The 15,422-nt window shown below is 72.0% G+C and carries 16 protein-coding genes; 9 read left to right on the forward strand and 7 right to left on the reverse strand.

Features of this window, described 5'->3' with window-relative positions:
- Positions 1-196: 196 nt before the first annotated feature.
- Entirely contained in the window at positions 197-1,234 is a 1,038-nt protein-coding gene (gene ligD / locus AB0K35_RS16415) for a non-homologous end-joining DNA ligase (RefSeq protein ID WP_357365210.1), read from the reverse strand.
- A 47-nt stretch (positions 1,235-1,281) separates the two neighbouring features.
- On the opposite strand from ligD, the gene msrB reads away from it, so the two are divergent.
- On the forward strand, positions 1,282-1,686 hold the full coding sequence (gene msrB, locus AB0K35_RS16420) for a peptide-methionine (R)-S-oxide reductase MsrB (RefSeq protein WP_030336225.1): 405 nt from the start codon (positions 1,282-1,284) through the stop codon (positions 1,684-1,686).
- Between the two features lie 29 nt (positions 1,687-1,715).
- Here msrB and AB0K35_RS16425 read toward each other — a convergent pair whose 3' ends face one another.
- From AB0K35_RS16425 to AB0K35_RS16435, 3 genes are all read right to left on the reverse strand, one after another.
- On the reverse strand, positions 1,716-2,339 hold the full coding sequence (locus AB0K35_RS16425) for a DUF305 domain-containing protein (RefSeq protein WP_238671882.1): 624 nt from the start codon (positions 2,337-2,339) through the stop codon (positions 1,716-1,718).
- A gap of 63 nt (positions 2,340-2,402) precedes the next feature.
- Positions 2,403-3,143, reverse strand: coding sequence for a lytic polysaccharide monooxygenase (locus tag AB0K35_RS16430; protein ID WP_238671881.1), 741 nt, complete (start codon positions 3,141-3,143; stop codon positions 2,403-2,405).
- A gap of 106 nt (positions 3,144-3,249) precedes the next feature.
- Entirely contained in the window at positions 3,250-3,528 is a 279-nt protein-coding gene (locus tag AB0K35_RS16435; RefSeq protein ID WP_238671880.1) for an isoamylase early set domain-containing protein, read from the reverse strand.
- 157 nt (positions 3,529-3,685) lie between these two features.
- Between AB0K35_RS16435 and AB0K35_RS16440 the strand changes: the two genes are divergently transcribed.
- From AB0K35_RS16440 to AB0K35_RS16455, 4 genes are all read left to right on the forward strand, one after another.
- Positions 3,686-3,946, forward strand: coding sequence for a Prokaryotic metallothionein (locus AB0K35_RS16440; RefSeq protein ID WP_091400670.1), 261 nt, complete (start codon positions 3,686-3,688; stop codon positions 3,944-3,946).
- Positions 3,947-4,021: 75 nt separating this feature from the next.
- On the forward strand, positions 4,022-4,477 hold the full coding sequence (locus AB0K35_RS16445; RefSeq protein WP_238671879.1) for a GNAT family N-acetyltransferase: 456 nt from the start codon (positions 4,022-4,024) through the stop codon (positions 4,475-4,477).
- Between the two features lie 118 nt (positions 4,478-4,595).
- On the forward strand, positions 4,596-5,696 hold the full coding sequence (locus AB0K35_RS16450; RefSeq protein WP_363885971.1) for a lytic polysaccharide monooxygenase: 1,101 nt from the start codon (positions 4,596-4,598) through the stop codon (positions 5,694-5,696).
- Positions 5,697-5,787: 91 nt separating this feature from the next.
- A complete protein-coding gene (locus tag AB0K35_RS16455; RefSeq protein ID WP_363885974.1) occupies positions 5,788-6,267 on the forward strand; it encodes a GNAT family N-acetyltransferase in 480 nt (159 codons plus the stop codon).
- Between the two features lie 170 nt (positions 6,268-6,437).
- Here AB0K35_RS16455 and hemQ read toward each other — a convergent pair whose 3' ends face one another.
- From hemQ to hemE, 3 genes are read right to left on the reverse strand one after another with little or no spacing between them, the layout of a single operon-like run.
- Entirely contained in the window at positions 6,438-7,139 is a 702-nt protein-coding gene (hemQ, locus tag AB0K35_RS16460; protein ID WP_363885976.1) for a hydrogen peroxide-dependent heme synthase, read from the reverse strand.
- The gene (hemG, locus tag AB0K35_RS16465) at positions 7,136-8,545 is read right to left on the reverse strand and encodes a protoporphyrinogen oxidase (RefSeq protein WP_363885979.1); all 1,410 of its coding nucleotides are present in this window, start codon (positions 8,543-8,545) and stop codon (positions 7,136-7,138) included. Before hemG ends, hemQ begins: the two co-directional genes overlap by 4 nt.
- A 6-nt stretch (positions 8,546-8,551) precedes the next feature.
- Complete coding sequence (gene hemE / locus AB0K35_RS16470; RefSeq protein ID WP_363885982.1) at positions 8,552-9,703, reverse strand: uroporphyrinogen decarboxylase; 1,152 nt, start codon at positions 9,701-9,703, stop codon at positions 8,552-8,554.
- Positions 9,704-9,852: 149 nt separating this feature from the next.
- Between hemE and AB0K35_RS16475 the strand changes: the two genes are divergently transcribed.
- The 4 genes from AB0K35_RS16475 (at position 9,853) to AB0K35_RS16490 (ending at position 15,390) form a co-directional block, all read left to right on the forward strand.
- Positions 9,853-10,425 carry a DUF3000 domain-containing protein gene (locus AB0K35_RS16475; protein ID WP_357367539.1) on the forward strand — a complete coding sequence of 191 codons (573 nt, stop codon included), beginning with the start codon at positions 9,853-9,855 and terminating at the stop codon, positions 10,423-10,425.
- A 95-nt stretch (positions 10,426-10,520) separates the two neighbouring features.
- Complete coding sequence (locus AB0K35_RS16480; RefSeq protein ID WP_363885985.1) at positions 10,521-11,849, forward strand: ribonuclease D; 1,329 nt, start codon at positions 10,521-10,523, stop codon at positions 11,847-11,849.
- A 287-nt stretch (positions 11,850-12,136) separates the two neighbouring features.
- On the forward strand, positions 12,137-13,333 hold the full coding sequence (locus AB0K35_RS16485; protein ID WP_357367536.1) for a thiolase family protein: 1,197 nt from the start codon (positions 12,137-12,139) through the stop codon (positions 13,331-13,333).
- Positions 13,330-15,390 (forward strand): 3-hydroxyacyl-CoA dehydrogenase NAD-binding domain-containing protein, encoded by a 2,061-nt coding sequence (locus tag AB0K35_RS16490; RefSeq protein ID WP_363885988.1) that lies wholly within the window; start codon positions 13,330-13,332, stop codon positions 15,388-15,390. The genes AB0K35_RS16485 and AB0K35_RS16490 overlap by 4 nt, the downstream gene beginning before the upstream one ends.
- Positions 15,391-15,422 lie beyond the last annotated feature (32 nt).

A 15,422-nucleotide genomic window follows, 5' to 3' on the forward strand; every position in this document is an offset into this window, starting at 1 on the left:
CGAATCCACGCCATTACGTCCGACCTCCGCCAGAGCTTTCCCATCGCCAGCACGGCGACCGGCTCCGGGAAGTTCCGCTGATTGGCGATCACGGCCGACCTGCTCAAGCTCAACCCCGACCCAGCACCCGACCCACGGGCGCTGTTCGACAGGTTTCTGGCGTCGACGGCTCAGCCGAGGCCATGACAGCAGGGGGTCAGGCGCTGTCGTCGTCCGGGGTGCGCTTGGCACGGCTCGGCTGCACGCGCTTGGGTTCGCCGGGCATCTTCGGGTGGTCCGGCGGGTACGGCAGGTCGCCCTGGCCGGCCGCGGCGTCCCGCTCGGCCCACTCCAGCAGCGGGGTGATGTCCCACGGCGCGTCGTCGATGCCGGCGTGCGGATCACCTCGTTCGGCGAGCCGGGCTGGCACGGTGCGCAGGTCGAAGTCGTCCGGGTCGACGTCGGGTAGCTCGTCCCAGGTGACCGGGGTCGAGACGGTGGCCCGCGCGTTGGCCCGCAGCGAGTACGCGCAGGCGATGGTGCGGTCGCGCGCCATCTGGTTGAAGTCGACGAAGACCCGGGTGCCGCGCTCCTCCTTCCACCAGGCGGTGGTGACCAGGTCGGGGTTGCGGCGCTCCACCTCCCGGGCCAGCGCGATGGTGGCCCGGCGCACCTCGGTGAACGTCCAGCGGGGTTGGATGCGCAGGTAGACGTGCACGCCCCGGCCGCCGGAGGTCTTCGGCCAGCCGGTCGCGCCCAGCTCGTCGAGGAGCGCGCGGACCTCGCCGGCGGCCCGCGCGGCGTCGGCGAAGTCGGTGCCGGGTTGCGGGTCCAGGTCGATTCGCAGCTCGTCGGGGCGGTCGACGTCGGCGGCCCGCACGGGCCACGGGTGGAAGACGATGGTGCCCATCTGCGCCGCCCAGGCCACGTGCGCCAGATCGGCCGGGCAGAGCTCCGCCGCGGTCCGCCCGCTCGGGAAGGTGATCTGCGCGGTCGTCACCCACTGTGGCACCCCCCGGGTGGGCACCCGCTTCTGGAAGAACGCCTCGCCTTCGACGCCCTCAGGGAAGCGTTGGAGGGTGGTCGGCCGGTCCCGCAGGGCACGCATGATCCCGTCGCCGACCGCGAGGTAGTAGTGGAAGACGTCCGCCTTGGTGAACCCCCGCTGCGGGAAGATCACCCGATCCGGACTGCTCAGCCGTACGCTGTGCCCGGCCACCTCGACCTCGGTGACCGCTGCCTTGGTGCCCGCCATCTCGCGACCATATGCCACGCCCCCGACGTTCGACGTACCGTTGGGTGGTGAGTCTTGACGACAACGAGCTGCCCCGTACCGACGAAGAGTGGCGGGTCCGACTGACCCCCGAGGAGTTCCACGTTCTACGGGAGGCCGGCACCGAACGCCCGTGGACGGGCGAGTACGTGGACACGAAGACCCAGGGGGTCTACCACTGTCGCGCCTGCGGGTTGGAGCTGTTCTCCAGCGACACGAAGTTCGACTCGCACTGCGGCTGGCCGAGCTTCGACGACGCCATCCCGGGCCGGGTCAAGGAGATCGAGGACCGCAGCCTCGGCATGGCCCGTACGGAGATCCGCTGCGCCCGCTGCGACAGTCACCTCGGGCACGTCTTCCACGGCGAGGGCTTCACCCCGAAGGACACCCGGCACTGCGTCAACTCGGTCTCCATCAAGCTGGAACCCCGCTGACCAAAGCGCCGGTCAGGGCGTGACTGCGCTCACTGCGTACCCCTGAGCAGCTTGACCTCGGCGGTCCGGGACTGCTCGATCCGCCGGGCCAGGTCGCGGACCTGCTCGTTGCGGCCGACGCCGACGTGGGATCGGGCCAGGTCGGCGGCCGATCGCTGGTGGTCGGCGAGCACGTCGCGCAGCACGCGGTCGACGTCGGCGTCCGGCGCGGTCCGCAGCCGGTCGAGCGCGGCGTCGTCGCCGTGTCCGTCGTGGTGGTGTGCTGCCGCGCTGGCGCCCGGCCCGGTCGTGGGCAACCAGCCGCGCATGGCGGCCAGTTCGTCGGCCTCGGTCGCCTCGACGGCGGCGGCCAGGGTGCGCAGCGCGTCGTCGCGCACCCGGTCCCGTGCCAGCCGGACGATCTGGAGGGTGCGTTCGCTGTGCCCGACCATGGTGCTCAGGAACACCACGTCGATCCCGCTCATCGCGTCCGCCTCGATCGAGGGCCCGGCACTCGCGGACCCGACGCCCGCGTCCCCGGCCGCGGTCGATCCGGCCGGGGAGGCGGGGGCCGGCTGCGGCAGGGCCGGCGGGCTCGACGTGGGCGGTCCGGCGCAGGCTCCGGTGAGCAGCAGAGCCGCGACGAGGGACACCAGCGGGGTACGGCGGGGCATGCCGGTTGCTCCGTTCACGCGAGAGCGGCGACACGGGTGCGACCAGGGGCCGCACCCGTGCGGTCAGACCTGGAGCCAGAGCGCCGGTACGTTCGGCGGCTCCCAGCCCGGGATCGCGGTGTGCGCCTGCCGGCAGCGGTACGTCGCTCCGCCGTAGGTGACCTGGTCGCCGACCTGGTAGGCCCGGCCCGTCGTCCAACTGCCGCCCGGCGCTGGCGGAGTGGTCGGAGTCGCGGTCGGGGTGGGCCGTGGGGTGGGTGAGGTGGTGGGGGTGGGTGTCGGGTTCGACCCTCCGCCGCCGATCTGCACGTCAATGCAGGAGTAGAAGGCGTTCGCCGTGTCGGAGATGTTCCACACCGCGAGGATCTTCTGCCGGCCGGAGAAGCCGCCGAGATTGACGTTGTGCGACACAGTGGCGCCCGGCTGCTGGCCGTTGCCGTTCACCACGCCGACCCGGGTGTTGCCGATCCAGTACTCCCAGTTGCTGGTGGCGTGCCGGGCGGTGTTCACCCAGGTGAAGGTCAGTGAGCTGCCCACCGAGGTGGCCGGCCAGCCCCGACTGTCGTCGTTGAGGACGGCGAACTGGGCGATTCCGGCATTGCAGCTGCGCAGGCCCTTGGGCCCTTCGACGCTCTGCGGCTCGTACTTGATCTGCCCGCAGTCGGGCACCCGGCCCTGCGCGCAGAGCGCCTGCCTGCTCGGTGGGGCGGAGACGTAGCCGTGCGCCTGCGCGGGGGCGGCGACGGTGAGGGTGGCGGCGACGGCGCCCGCCGCCACCAGCGGGATGGTGATTCTTCGACGCATCGGGGCAGCTCCTTCTCCAGGTGCGGTGAGGTGCCCCTCAAAGTAATTTAAACATTGTTAACAGTAAAGACTCTCATCGATAAATACATCGATGGCGGCAGTTTTTCTAACCGAGCCGGAGCAGGCTGCCCCGGTCGTCGACCTGGTCGGCCGACTCGTCGTCCAACCAGACGCCGCCGGTGCCGAGGTAACGGAATCGGTGCTCCCCCGGCGGCAGCTTCACCGTCACCGTCCTGGTGCCGTCGCGGCGGGCCACCAGCTCGTGTCGACCAGGCTGCCAGCCGTTGAAGGAGCCGACGACGCTCACCGGGCCGGGCGGGACATCGCGGGGCAGACAGAAGGTGACCCGGGTCTGGTTGCCGAAGAGCCTGTTGCGCTTGATCACGGTGATCCTCCCGGGGGTTACGGCGGTTCACCTGGCACAACGGGCAACACGCCGACGCCGACACGCCGCCGCAGTGGCCAGGCATCGACGTTCCGCCCTCAGGGCGGAGCCGCCTGGGGGATTCTGTAGGCACTTGTCCACTTAACGGAGGTTTTCGGTGGCAACCTGTGAGGTCTGCGGCAACGACTACTGGATGGCGTTCGAGGTGCACACGGTCAGCGGCGACGTGCACACCTTCGACTCGTTCGAGTGCGCGATCCAGCGCATGGCACCGATCTGCGAGCACTGCCAGGTCAAGATCGTCGGGCACGGCGTCGAGGTCAACGGCCGCTTCTTCTGCTGCGCGCACTGCGCCCGCGCCGTCGAGGGCGCGGTGGGCGCCGAGATCCGCGACGCCGTCGGCGCCCGCCCGGCCTGACCGCGCCCGCCCGGCCACCTACCTCGCACCCGACCGGGCGGACCCAGGCGAACACGCCCGACCTACCATCGGTGGGTGCCCCAGCAGACCACCGAACTCCGGACGGCCTCCTTCGCCGACCTGACCGCCCGCACCCTCCACGACCTGCTCAAACTGCGCATCGACGTGTTCGTGGTGGAGCAGAACTGCCCGTACCCGGAGCTGGACGGGCGGGACGTCGAGCCGGGCACCCGGCACATCTGGCTCACCGACGGCGGCGCGCCGCTGGCGTACCTGCGGATTCTGGCCGACCCGGACGGTGTCGCCCGGATCGGCCGGGTCGTGGTCGCCCCGGCGGCGCGCGGCGGCGGACACGCCGGCCGACTGATGACGGCGGCGCTGGAGGTGGTGGGCAACCGGCAGTGCGTGCTGGAGGCCCAGTCGCACCTGGTCGCGTTCTACTCCCGGCACGGCTTCGCGGTCAGCGGCCCCGAGTACGTCGAGGACGGCATCCCGCACACGCCGATGCGACGCGAGGCCATTGACGGCTGACGATCGAACTGGCATGGTGCCGGGTAGCGCCATCGCGGGAGCCAGCGATCAGGCACGGGAGTGGGCAACTCCCGACGATCCGGGTGTCGACGTCCGACCTCATCCCCCCGGGGGCTCCATGTTCACTCTCACCCGATCACGACGTGCGCTCTGGCTGTTCGCCGTCGCGGCGACCGCCACGCTCCTGTCGGCGACCGCACTGACCACCATCCTGGCCAAGCCCGCCTCCGCGCATGGTTCGGTCGTCGACCCGGCCTCGCGCAACTACAGCTGCTGGCAACGCTGGGGCGGTGACTTCCAGAACCCTCGGATGGCCACCGAGGACCCGATGTGCTGGCAGGCCTGGCAGGCCGACCCGGCCGCCATGTGGAACTGGAACGGCCTGTTCCGCGAGGGTGTCGGGGGCAACCACCAGGCCGCCGTCCCCGACGGCCAACTGTGCAGCGGCGGACGCACCCAGAGCCCTCGTTACAACGCACTGGACACCGTCGGCGCCTGGAAGACCACAGCGGTGTCGAACAACTTCCGGCTGCGCTTCTTCGACCAGGCCAGTCACGGCGCCGACTACATCCGGGTGTACGTGACCAAGCAGGGCTTCAACTCCGCCACCCAACCGCTCGGCTGGGGGAACCTGGAGTTGGCGGGCCAGATCGGCAACACCCCGGCCTCGCAGTGGGACCAGGACACCGGTGGTGTCTCGATCCAGATCCCGGTCAGCGCGCCGGGACGCACCGGACGGCACATCGTCTACACCGTCTGGCAGGCCAGCCACTTCGACCAGTCGTACTACCTGTGCAGCGACGTCGACTTCGGCGGCGGATCGACGACCCCGCCGCCCACCACTCCCCCGCCGACGACCCCGCCGCCCACCACCCCGCCGCCGACCACGCCCCCGCCGAGCACCCCGCCGCCGGCCGGTGCCTGCACCGCGACGTACCAGGTGACCGGTCAGTGGTCCGGTGGCTTCCAGGCCGAGGTGAAGGTGACCGCCGGCGGTTCACCGACCCGGGGCTGGTCGGTGAGCTGGAACTACAACAACGGCCAGCAGGTCACCTCGTCGTGGAACGCGACGGTCGGCACCAACGGCACGCTTGTCACCGCACGTAACGCGAACCACAACGGCACCCTTGCCGCCGGAGCGAGCACCACGTTCGGTTTCCTCGGCTCGTGGAACGGCAGCAACCCGGTTCCGCTGGTCTCCTGTACGACGACCAGTTGATCCCCGTCCGGCGCCGCACCCGGGCGGGGGTGCGGCGCCGGCCGGTGGGAATGCGGTGGTGCCCGCCAGTCCGTCCGGGCACCATCCCCGCATGATCGAGATCAGGGTGCTCACCCCCGACGACTGGCCCACCTGGCGTGAACTGCGGCTGGCCGCTCTCACCGAGGCACCGGGGGCGTTCGGCTCCCGGCTCGCCGACTGGCAGGGCGACGGCGACCGCGAGCAACGCTGGCGCGACCGGCTGAGCATCCCCAACTCACACAACCTGGTGGCCGTCCTGGACGGGCGGCCGGTCGGGATGTCGAGCGGTGTGCCCACACCGGATCCGCTGATGATGGACCTGATCTCGATGTGGGTGCACCCCGACGCCCGCGGCACGGGTGTCGCAGACCGCCTGGTGAACGAGGTGGCGCAGTGGGCCCACGAGCGCGGCGCCACCCGGCTGAGGCTCAACGTCAGGCTCGACAACGCGCGAGCGAAGGCCCTCTACCGCCGCGCCGGCTTCCGGATGACCGACGAGCCGGGCAACCTGACGCCCGACGGCGAACAGGTCATGCTCCGTCCCCTCTAACCCAGCCGCGCCGCACCCCCGCCCCGCCCCGCCCCACCCTCCCGCGATCTTGCACTTTCGGTCGCCCGATCGCGGCTTATGCCCTTTTCGCCGGGACAGAAACCGCAAGATCGGCGAGGGCGGGGCGGGGGCGGGGCGGGCGAGGGGCGGGGCGGGGCGGGGTGGGCGGGTCAGACCAGGCAGTTGACGATCTCGGCTACCGAACGGCGGCGGCCGGTGTAGAACGGGACCTCTTCGCGGACGTGCCGGCGGGCGCCGGAGGCGCGCAGGTCCCGCATCAGGTCGACGATCCGGTGCAGTTCGTCGGCCTCGAAGGCGAGCATCCACTCGTAGTCGCCGAGCGCGAACGAGGCGACCGTGTTGGCCCGCACGTCCGGGTAGCCGCGGGCCAACTTGCCGTGCTCGGCCAGCATCTCGCGCCGCTCGGCGTCGGGCAGCAGGTACCACTCGTAGGAGCGGACGAACGGGTACACACAGATGTAGGGGCGAGCCTCCTCACCGGCCAGGAACGCCGGGATGTGACTCTTGTTGAACTCCGCCGGCCGGTGCAGCGCCATCTGCGACCACACCGGGGTCAGCGCCCGACCCAGCGTGGTGCGGCGCAACCGCAGGTAAGCGTCCTGGAGCGCGTCGGGGGACGCGGAGTGCCACCAGATCATCACCTCCGCGTCGGCGCGCAGGCCGGAGACGTCGTACACGCCCCGGACCACCACGTCCTTGCCGGCCAGCTCCTCGAAGAGGGACTCGACCTCACCGGTGACGTTGTCCCGCAGCGACGGCAGCGGGGCGCTGGCCCGGAACACCGACCACATGGTGTAGCGGATGCTGTCGTTCAGCTCCCGCAACCGGGCCGCGTTGGTCTGCTCGGTCATCTCGCCGATCCTCCCAGTGCTGTGATGATCTCCTCGGCCGCCGTCTCGCCGGAGCGGACGCAGACCGGGATGCCGACGCCGTCGTAACCGGCGCCGGCCAGGACCACTGTGGGGTGCGCTGCCCGCAGCGCCGCCCGCGCGGCGGCGAGCCGGTCGGCGTGCCCCGGCGTGTACTGCGGCAGCGCACCGCCCCACCGCTGCACGTGCCCGTCGACCGGGGCGGGCAGCGGGGTGCCGAGCACCGCCGACAGCTCGCGGTGCACCGTGGCCGCCAGGTCCGCGTCGGGGCGCTGAAGGTGCGCCTCCTCGCCGTAGCGGCCCACCGAGGCGCGCACCAGTGCCAATCCGTCCGGCTGGCGCAGGTGCCCCCACTTGGTGGTGAAGAAGGTCGCCGCCTTGATCAGCAGGCCCTCGGTGCTCGGCACCAGGAAACCGGACAGCTCGGGCAGGCGCGGCTGCGGCAACGCCATGGTGACCAGCGCGACGCTCGCGTAGTCCAGCGCACCGACGCCCGCCGCCACCGCAGGCGCGGGGCCGGCGAGCAGCCGCGCCGCCGGTCGCGCCGGCACCGCCAGCACCACCGCGTCCACGTCGACCAGTACAGGGTCACGGGTCGGGCCGACGGTGAGCCGCCAACCCGTGTCGGTCGCTGTCAACTCGCGCACTGCGGCGTTTCGCCGTACCGTCGCGCCGCTGGCCGTCACCGCCGCCTCGACCAGGGTGCTCAGCCCACCGGCGAGGGTCCCGAAGACCGGGGCGCCGGGCGCACGCGGTGCGGCGGCCTGGGCGGCCCGGACCGCGCCGACCAGTGTGTGCTCCACCCGGGCCGTGCGGGCCAGCGCCGGCATCGTCGTGACCAGGGAAAGATCGTCGGCGCGGCCTGCGTACACGCCGCCCAGCATCGGGTCGACCAGCCGCTCGACCACCTCGTCGCCGAAGCGGGACCGGACCAGCGCGCCCACCGAGACGTCAGCGTCCGGCCCAACCAGCGGCCGACCGCCGTCGGTGTCGGCGTCCGCGGCCGGGCGGGCGACAGTGGCCACCCGATCCAGATCCCCGGGTACGCCCACCAGGGTGCCGCCCGGGATGGGGCGCAGCCCTCCGTCGATGACCAACGCGGCCTGCCCCACAGTGGGGTGCACGATCTTCTCGGCCAGCCCGAGCCGGCGGGCCAACGCCACCGCCGCGCTCTCGGCGCCGGTCGGGTCGCGCATCAGGAACGACTCCGCGCCGAACTCCACCGGCTGACCAGCCAGCTCCCCGGTGCGTAGCTTCCCGCCCAGCACACCGGACTGCTCGTACACGGTGATCTCGGTGCCGGCCGGTGCGCTGTCGCGCAGGCGGACCGCGGCGGCCAGACCGGCGATCCCGCCGCCGACCACCGCCACCCGCCAGGGCCGCCGCATTCCCGGTCAGCCCTGGTCGGCTCGGCGGCTGGACAGCTCGTGCACCAGCGCGACCACCCGGGTCAACACCTCCGGGTCGGTCTCCGGCAGCACCCCGTGGCCGAGGTTGAACACGTGCCCGGGGGCCGCCCGGCCCTGCTCCAGGATGCGGCGCACCTCGGCCTCGACGACCGGCCACGGCGCGAGCAGCACGCACGGGTCCAGGTTGCCCTGTACCGCCTTGTCCGCGCCGATCCGACCGGTGGCCACGTCCAGCGGCGTACGCCAGTCGACCCCGACCACGTCGGCCCCGGCCTCGCCCATCGCGCCGAGCAGCTCGGCGGTGCCCACCCCGAAGTGGATCCGGGGCACCCCGGCGTACGACCGCTCCGGCTCGGCGCTTCCGTCGCCGCGCCCCGACCCGGAGCAGTCGTCGGCCAACCCGCTCAGCACGGTGGTGGAGTGCGGCAGCACGAAATGGCGGTAGTCGGCCTCGGAGAGCGCGCCGGCCCACGAGTCGAACAGCTGCACGGCGGAGACGCCGGCCTCGATCTGCACCCGCAGGAAGGCCAGCGTCACCTCGGCCAGTCGGGCGCAGAGCGCGTGCCACAGCTCCGGATCGCCGTACATCAGGGCCTTGGTCTTCGCGTGGGTGCGCGACGGCCCGCCCTCGACCAGGTAGCTGGCCAGGGTGAACGGCGCACCGGCGAAACCGATCAGTGGGGTGTCCCCGAGCTCGATCACCAACTGCCGGACTGCCTCGTCCACGTACGAGACGTCGTCGCGGGTGATCAGGCGGATCCGCTCCACGTCGGCGGCGGTGCGGATCGGCTCGGCGACCACCGGGCCGGTGCCCGGCACGATGTCCAGGTCGACTCCGGCCGCGGCGACGGGCACCACGATGTCGCTGAACAGGATCGCCGCGTCCACGCCGTGGCGGCGCACCGGCTGGAGGGTGATCTCGGTGACCAGCTCCGGGCGCCGGCAGGACTCCAGCATCGGCACGCTCGCCCGGATTTCCCGGTACTCCGGGAGGGAGCGGCCGGCCTGGCGCATGAACCAGACCGGGGTGTGCGGGACGGGCCGACGTCGGCAGGCCCGGATGAAGGGCGAGTCGGCCGGTCCGCCGGGGCGGGATTCTCCGTCTCGGGCGACAGTGCCCGTGGTGTCCGTGGTCATCGCCGCAATCGTGCCACGCCCGCCACCCCCGACAGGGTGGGGGTGAGAGGAAGGGCACCGTTCCTTACCTCGGCGTCGAAGCGAGGGCCCCTCGGTGAGCGTCGGCGCGCCGTCGAAGCGGGGGGCGGGCGTCGGCATAGGCTGCCGACATGGCCCCCCCGATCGCGCTCCCGGAGACGTTCGCCCGAGCGGTCGCCGGGCTGCGGTCGGCCGCCCCCCGGCCGGAGATCACCCTGGAGGAGGTCGGCGCCCCCCAGCGGCTGGCCCCGTACGCGTTCGCGCTCGCCGCGACAGTGCTGCGCGACGACGACGAGGTGGCGACCGGCCGGCTGATCCTGCTGCACAACCCGGTCGGGCACGAGGCGTGGCAGGGCACCCTGCGGCTGGTCACCTACGTGACCGCCGAGTTGGAGGTCGATCTGGCCGCTGATCCGCTGCTGCCGGGGGTCGGCTGGACGTGGCTGACCGACGCGTTGGACACCCAGGACGCCGGCCATCGGGCGATCGGCGGAACGGTGACGCAGACCATGTCGACCCGGTTCGGCGATCTCGCCGGCCCGCCGACCATCGGTGACATCGAGATCCGCGCGTCCTGGACGCCGATCGACGACGACCTGACCCCACACCTGCTCGGCTGGTGCGCGTTACTCGCCTCCACCGCCGGTCTCCCCCCACCCGGCGTCACCGCCCTCTCCGACCGTCGCCCGGCCGGCGCAGCCTGACGTTCGGCCCTCGGGAGGACACTTTGCGGACACCTGATCGACACACGCCGGACCGGCTGCACCCGCCGGATCTCCGCGCGCACTAGGGTTGGCAGGTGACCGACGAACCACCCCTGCGCCGTCGGCCCACCGAAGAACTTCCGGGAAACGCACCCCAGCACCCGCCGTCGGCCCAGCCGCAGCCGGCGGGCGAGGGGGCCGACCCGGCCGACGGTGGGCCCGTTCCGCTGATCGCCCCGCGTGACGGCACCCCCGATCCGGTGGCCGCCCCGGCCGAGCTTGCCGAGGTAGTGGCCCGCTTCGCGGCGGGCACCGGCCCTGTCGCCCTGGACGCCGAACGGGCTTCCGGCTACCGCTACAGCCAGCGCGCGTACCTGGTGCAGCTACGCCGGGCCGGTGCGGGCACCGCGCTGATCGACCCGCTGCCCCTGCCGGACCTCAGCGCGCTGGACGCGGTGATCGGTGAGGCCGAGTGGGTCCTCCACGCGGCCAGCCAGGATCTGCCCTGCCTGGCCGAGGTGGGGTTGCGTCCACGCCGACTGTTCGACACCGAGCTGGCGGCTCGGCTGGCCGGGTTCGAACGCGTCGGGCTGGCCGCGCTCACCGAGCAGCTGCTCGGGTTCACACTGGAGAAGCACCACTCGGCGGCCGACTGGTCGAGCCGACCGCTGCCCGAGTCGTGGTTGACGTACGCCGCCCTCGACGTGGAGCTGCTCACCGACCTGCGCGACGCTCTGGACGCCGAGTTGACCCGGCAGGGCAAGTCGGCCTGGGCCGCTGAGGAGTTCGCCGCGCTGGTCCGCACCGGGGCACGCCCGCCCCGGGTTCGGGCGGAGCCATGGCGGCGCACCTCGGGCATCCACCGGCTGCGGGGGGCGCGGGCCCAGGCCCGGGTCCGCTCGATGTGGTACGCGCGGGACCAGATCGCGGCCCGACGGGACGCCGCTCCCGGTCGGGTGCTGCCCGACTCGGCGATCATCGCCGCGGCCGAGCTGGACCCGAAGGACGAGAAGACCCTGCTGACCCTGCCCGGCTTCGGTGGTCGGTCGGTCCGTCGGCTGGCCCGCACCTGGCTCGCCGCGCTCGACGACGCCCGGCAGCTGCCGGAGGATTCCCTGCCGGTCTCGCCGGCGGTGGAGGGCCCGCCCCCGCCGCACCGATGGGCTGAGCGGGACCCGGTGGCGGCCGGTCGACTGGCCCGCTGCCGGGAGGTCGTGATCCGCATCGCCGGTGAGCACAACCTTCCGCCGGAAAACCTGATCACTCCGGATTCGGTCCGCCGGCTGGCCTGGACCCCGCCGGAGGAGATCACCGAGGAGGCGGTGGCGGAAACCCTCCGCGGCCTCAACGCCCGCGAGTGGCAGATCGGCCTCCTCACCCCCGACCTGACCGAAGCCCTGACCCCAAAAACCCCACCCCCCTAACCCACCCCACCCCCACCTCCACCCCACCCCACCCCACCCCACCTCCACCCACTGCGGTTGATCATGAAGTTGTTGCCATCCAGACCGGCGTGTCCCGACAACAACTTCATGATCGACGAGGGCTGGCGGATCGGGGTGGTGTGGGGTGGGCCACAGGCGGGGGTGGGGACGGGGTTGGTTACTGGCGAGTAGCATCCGAGGGAAACGTGCCCGTGTCGGCGACCCTTGTTCCGGTCCGGCGTGCCGCCCGGCGCGAAGGCCGAATCACGGTCGAATAGGAGGCTCAAGTGCCCCGTGAAGTTCGCGACGTCGTCTTCGTCGACGGCGTCCGCACCCCGTTCGGCAAGGCGGGTGGCATGTACGCCAACACCCGCGCCGACGACCTGGTGATCCGCTGCATCCGGGAACTGCTGCGTCGCAACCCGCAGCTGCCCCCGGAGCGGGTCGAGGAGGTCGCCATCGCGGCCACCACCCAGATCGGCGACCAGGGCCTCACCATCGGCCGCACCGCCGCCCTGCTGGCCGGGCTGCCCAAGACCGTCCCCGGCTTCGCCATCGACCGGATGTGCGCGGGTGCGATGACAGCGGTCACCACGGTGGCCAGCGGCATCGCCATGGGCGCGTACGACATCGCCATCGCCGGTGGCGTCGAGCACATGGGCCGCCACCCGATGGGTGAGGGCGTCGACCCCAACCCGCGCATCATCGCGGAGAAGCTGGTCGACCCGTCCGCGCTGGTGATGGGCGCCACCGCGGAGAACCTGCACGACCTGGTCCCGCACATCACCAAGGCACGCACCGACGCGTTCGCGCTCGCCTCGCAGCAGAAGACCGCCAAGGCGTACGCCAACGGCAAGCTCCAGGACGACCTGGTGTCGATGTCGATCCGCGACGCGGAGGGCGGCTGGGGCCTGGCAACTGTCGACGAGGCCCCGCGGGACACCTCGTTGGAGAAGCTCGGCACCCTGAAGACCCCTTTCCGCCCGCACGGCAAGGTCACCGCGGGCAACGCGGCCGGCCTGAACGACGGTGCCACCGCGAGTCTGCTGGCCGACGAGGCCACCGCCCGCGAGCTGGGCCTGCCGGTCGCCATGCGGCTGGTGTCGTTCGGCTTCGTCGGAGTCGAGCCGGAGGTGATGGGCGTCGGCCCGATCCCGTCGACGGAGAAGGCGCTGCGCCTCGCCGGGCTCAGCATCGACGACATCGGCCTGTTCGAGCTGAACGAGGCGTTCGCCGTGCAGGTGCTCGCCTTCCTGGACCACTTCGGCATCGCCGACGACGACGCGCGGGTCAACCCGTGGGGCGGCGCTATCGCCATCGGTCACCCGCTGGCCTCCTCCGGCGTGCGGCTGATGACGCAGCTCGCCCGCCAGTTCGCCGAGCACCCCGAGGTCCGGTACGGCCTCACGGCGATGTGCATCGGCATCGGCATGGGCGGCACTGTCATCTGGGAGAACCCGCACTGGGAGGGTGGCAACAAGTGAAGGCACCGAACGAGGTCGTCACCCGGGCGCTCCTGCGCCAGGTGAACGTGCCGAGGCTGGACCGGCCCGCCGCCCTGATCACGCTGGACAACGGCTTCGACCACACCAAGCCGAACACCTTCGGCCCGGGTGGGTTGGCCAGCCTGGACGAGGCGATCACCGCCGCGCTCGCCGCCGACCCGGCGTTCATCGCGGTCACCGGCAAGCCGTACATCTTCTGCGTGGGCGCGGACATCGTCGGCCTGCCGCAGCTCGCCGATCGCGCGCAGGCGCTGGAGATCGGCCGGCTCGGCCACCGGGTCTTCGCCCGGCTCAAGGACAGCAGCGTCCCCACCTTCGCGTTCGTCAATGGCGCGGCGATGGGCGGTGGCCTGGAGCTGGCGCTGCACTGCCACTACCGGACGCTCTCCGGCGGCGCGGCAGCCCTCGCGCTGCCCGAGGTCTCCCTCGGTCTGGTGCCCGGCTGGGGCGGCACCCAGTTGCTGCCGAACCTGATCGGCATCCCCGCGGCGACCCAGGTGATCATCCAGAACCCGCTGATGCAGAACAAGATGCTCAAGCCGAAGCAGGCTGCCGAGCTGGGCATCGCGGACATCCTGCTGGAGCCGGCGGACTTCCTGGAGCGGTCCCTGGAGTGGGCTGCCGGCGTGGTCCGGGGTCAGGTCACCGTGACCCGACCTGCCGTCGACAAGGACATGTGGGCGGGCGTGCTCTACTTCGCCCGGGAGACGCTGAACCAGCGGCTGCACGGCGCGGTCCCGGCCGCGTACAAGGCGCTCGACCTGCTGGAGACGGCGAAGGACGGCGACTTCGCCGCCGGCACCGCCGCCGAGGACGAGGCCCTCGCCGACCTGGTCTTCTCCGAGGAGCTGCGCAGCGGCCTGTACGCGTTCGACCTGGTGCAGCGGCGGGCCAAGCGCCCGGCCGGCGCACCGGACAAGGGCCTGGCTCGCACGATCACCAAGGTCGGCATCGTCGGCGCGGGTCTGATGGCCAGCCAGCTGGCGCTGCTGTTCGCCCGCCGCCTCCAGGTGCCGGTGGTGATGACCGACCTCGACCAGTCCCGGGTGGACAAGGGCGTCGGCTACGTGCACACCCAGATCGAGAAGGCCGTCACCAAGGGCCGGATGGACAAGGGCACCGCCGCCAAGCTGTACGGCCTGGTCAGCGGCACTGTCGACAAGAGCGCCTTCGCGGACGCGGACTTCGTCATCGAGGCGGTCTTCGAGGACCTGGGCGTCAAGAAGCAGGTCTGGGCCGAGTTGGAGAAGATCGTCTCTCCGGAGGCGGTGCTCGCCACCAACACCAGCTCGCTGTCGATCACCGAGATGGCCGCCGAGTTGGAGCACCCGGAGCGGGTGGTCGGTTTCCACTTCTTCAACCCGGTGGCGGTGCTGCCGCTGCTGGAGATCGTCCGGGGCGAGCGCACCGACGACGTCACCCTGGCGACCGCGTTCGCAGTGGGCAAGCAGCTCAAGAAGTCGAGCGTGCTGGTCAAGGACGCTCCGGCGTTCGTGGTGAACCGGCTGCTCACCCGCTTCCTGGGCACCGTCTTCGCCGCCGTCGACGCGGGCACTCCGCTGGACGTGGCGAACAGCGCACTGGACCCGCTGGGCCTGCCGATGCGCCCGCTGGCCCTGCTCCAGTTGGTCGGGCCGGCCGTTGCGTACCACGTGGGCGGCACCCTGCACGCCGCGTATCCGGACCGGTTCGGGGTCAGCGAGAACCTCAAGCGGATCGCCGACTCCGGGCAGCCGATCGTGGTCGACGACCAGGTCAACGAGGAGGTCGCCAAGCTGCTCGTGGTCGGTGACCAGCCGCTGACCGCCGAGCAGGTACGCCAGAACGCCCTCGACGCGCTCGCGCAGGAGATCCGGCTGATGCTGGACGAGGGCGTGGTCGCCGAGGCGCAGGACATCGACCTGTGCATGATCCTGGGCGCCGGCTGGCCGTTCCACCTGGGCGGCGTCACGCCGTACCTGGACCGGACCGGCACCTCCGAGCGGGTCACCGGCCAGCGGTTCCTGCCGCCCGGTGCGGCGAGCCTGCCGGCCTGACGAGATCGCAGCACCACAGTCGCGGTGGTCGG

This window comes from Micromonospora sp. NPDC053740 (assembly GCF_040677775.1).
In the GTDB taxonomy this organism is placed as follows: Bacteria; Actinomycetota; Actinomycetes; order Mycobacteriales; family Micromonosporaceae; genus Micromonospora; species Micromonospora alfalfae.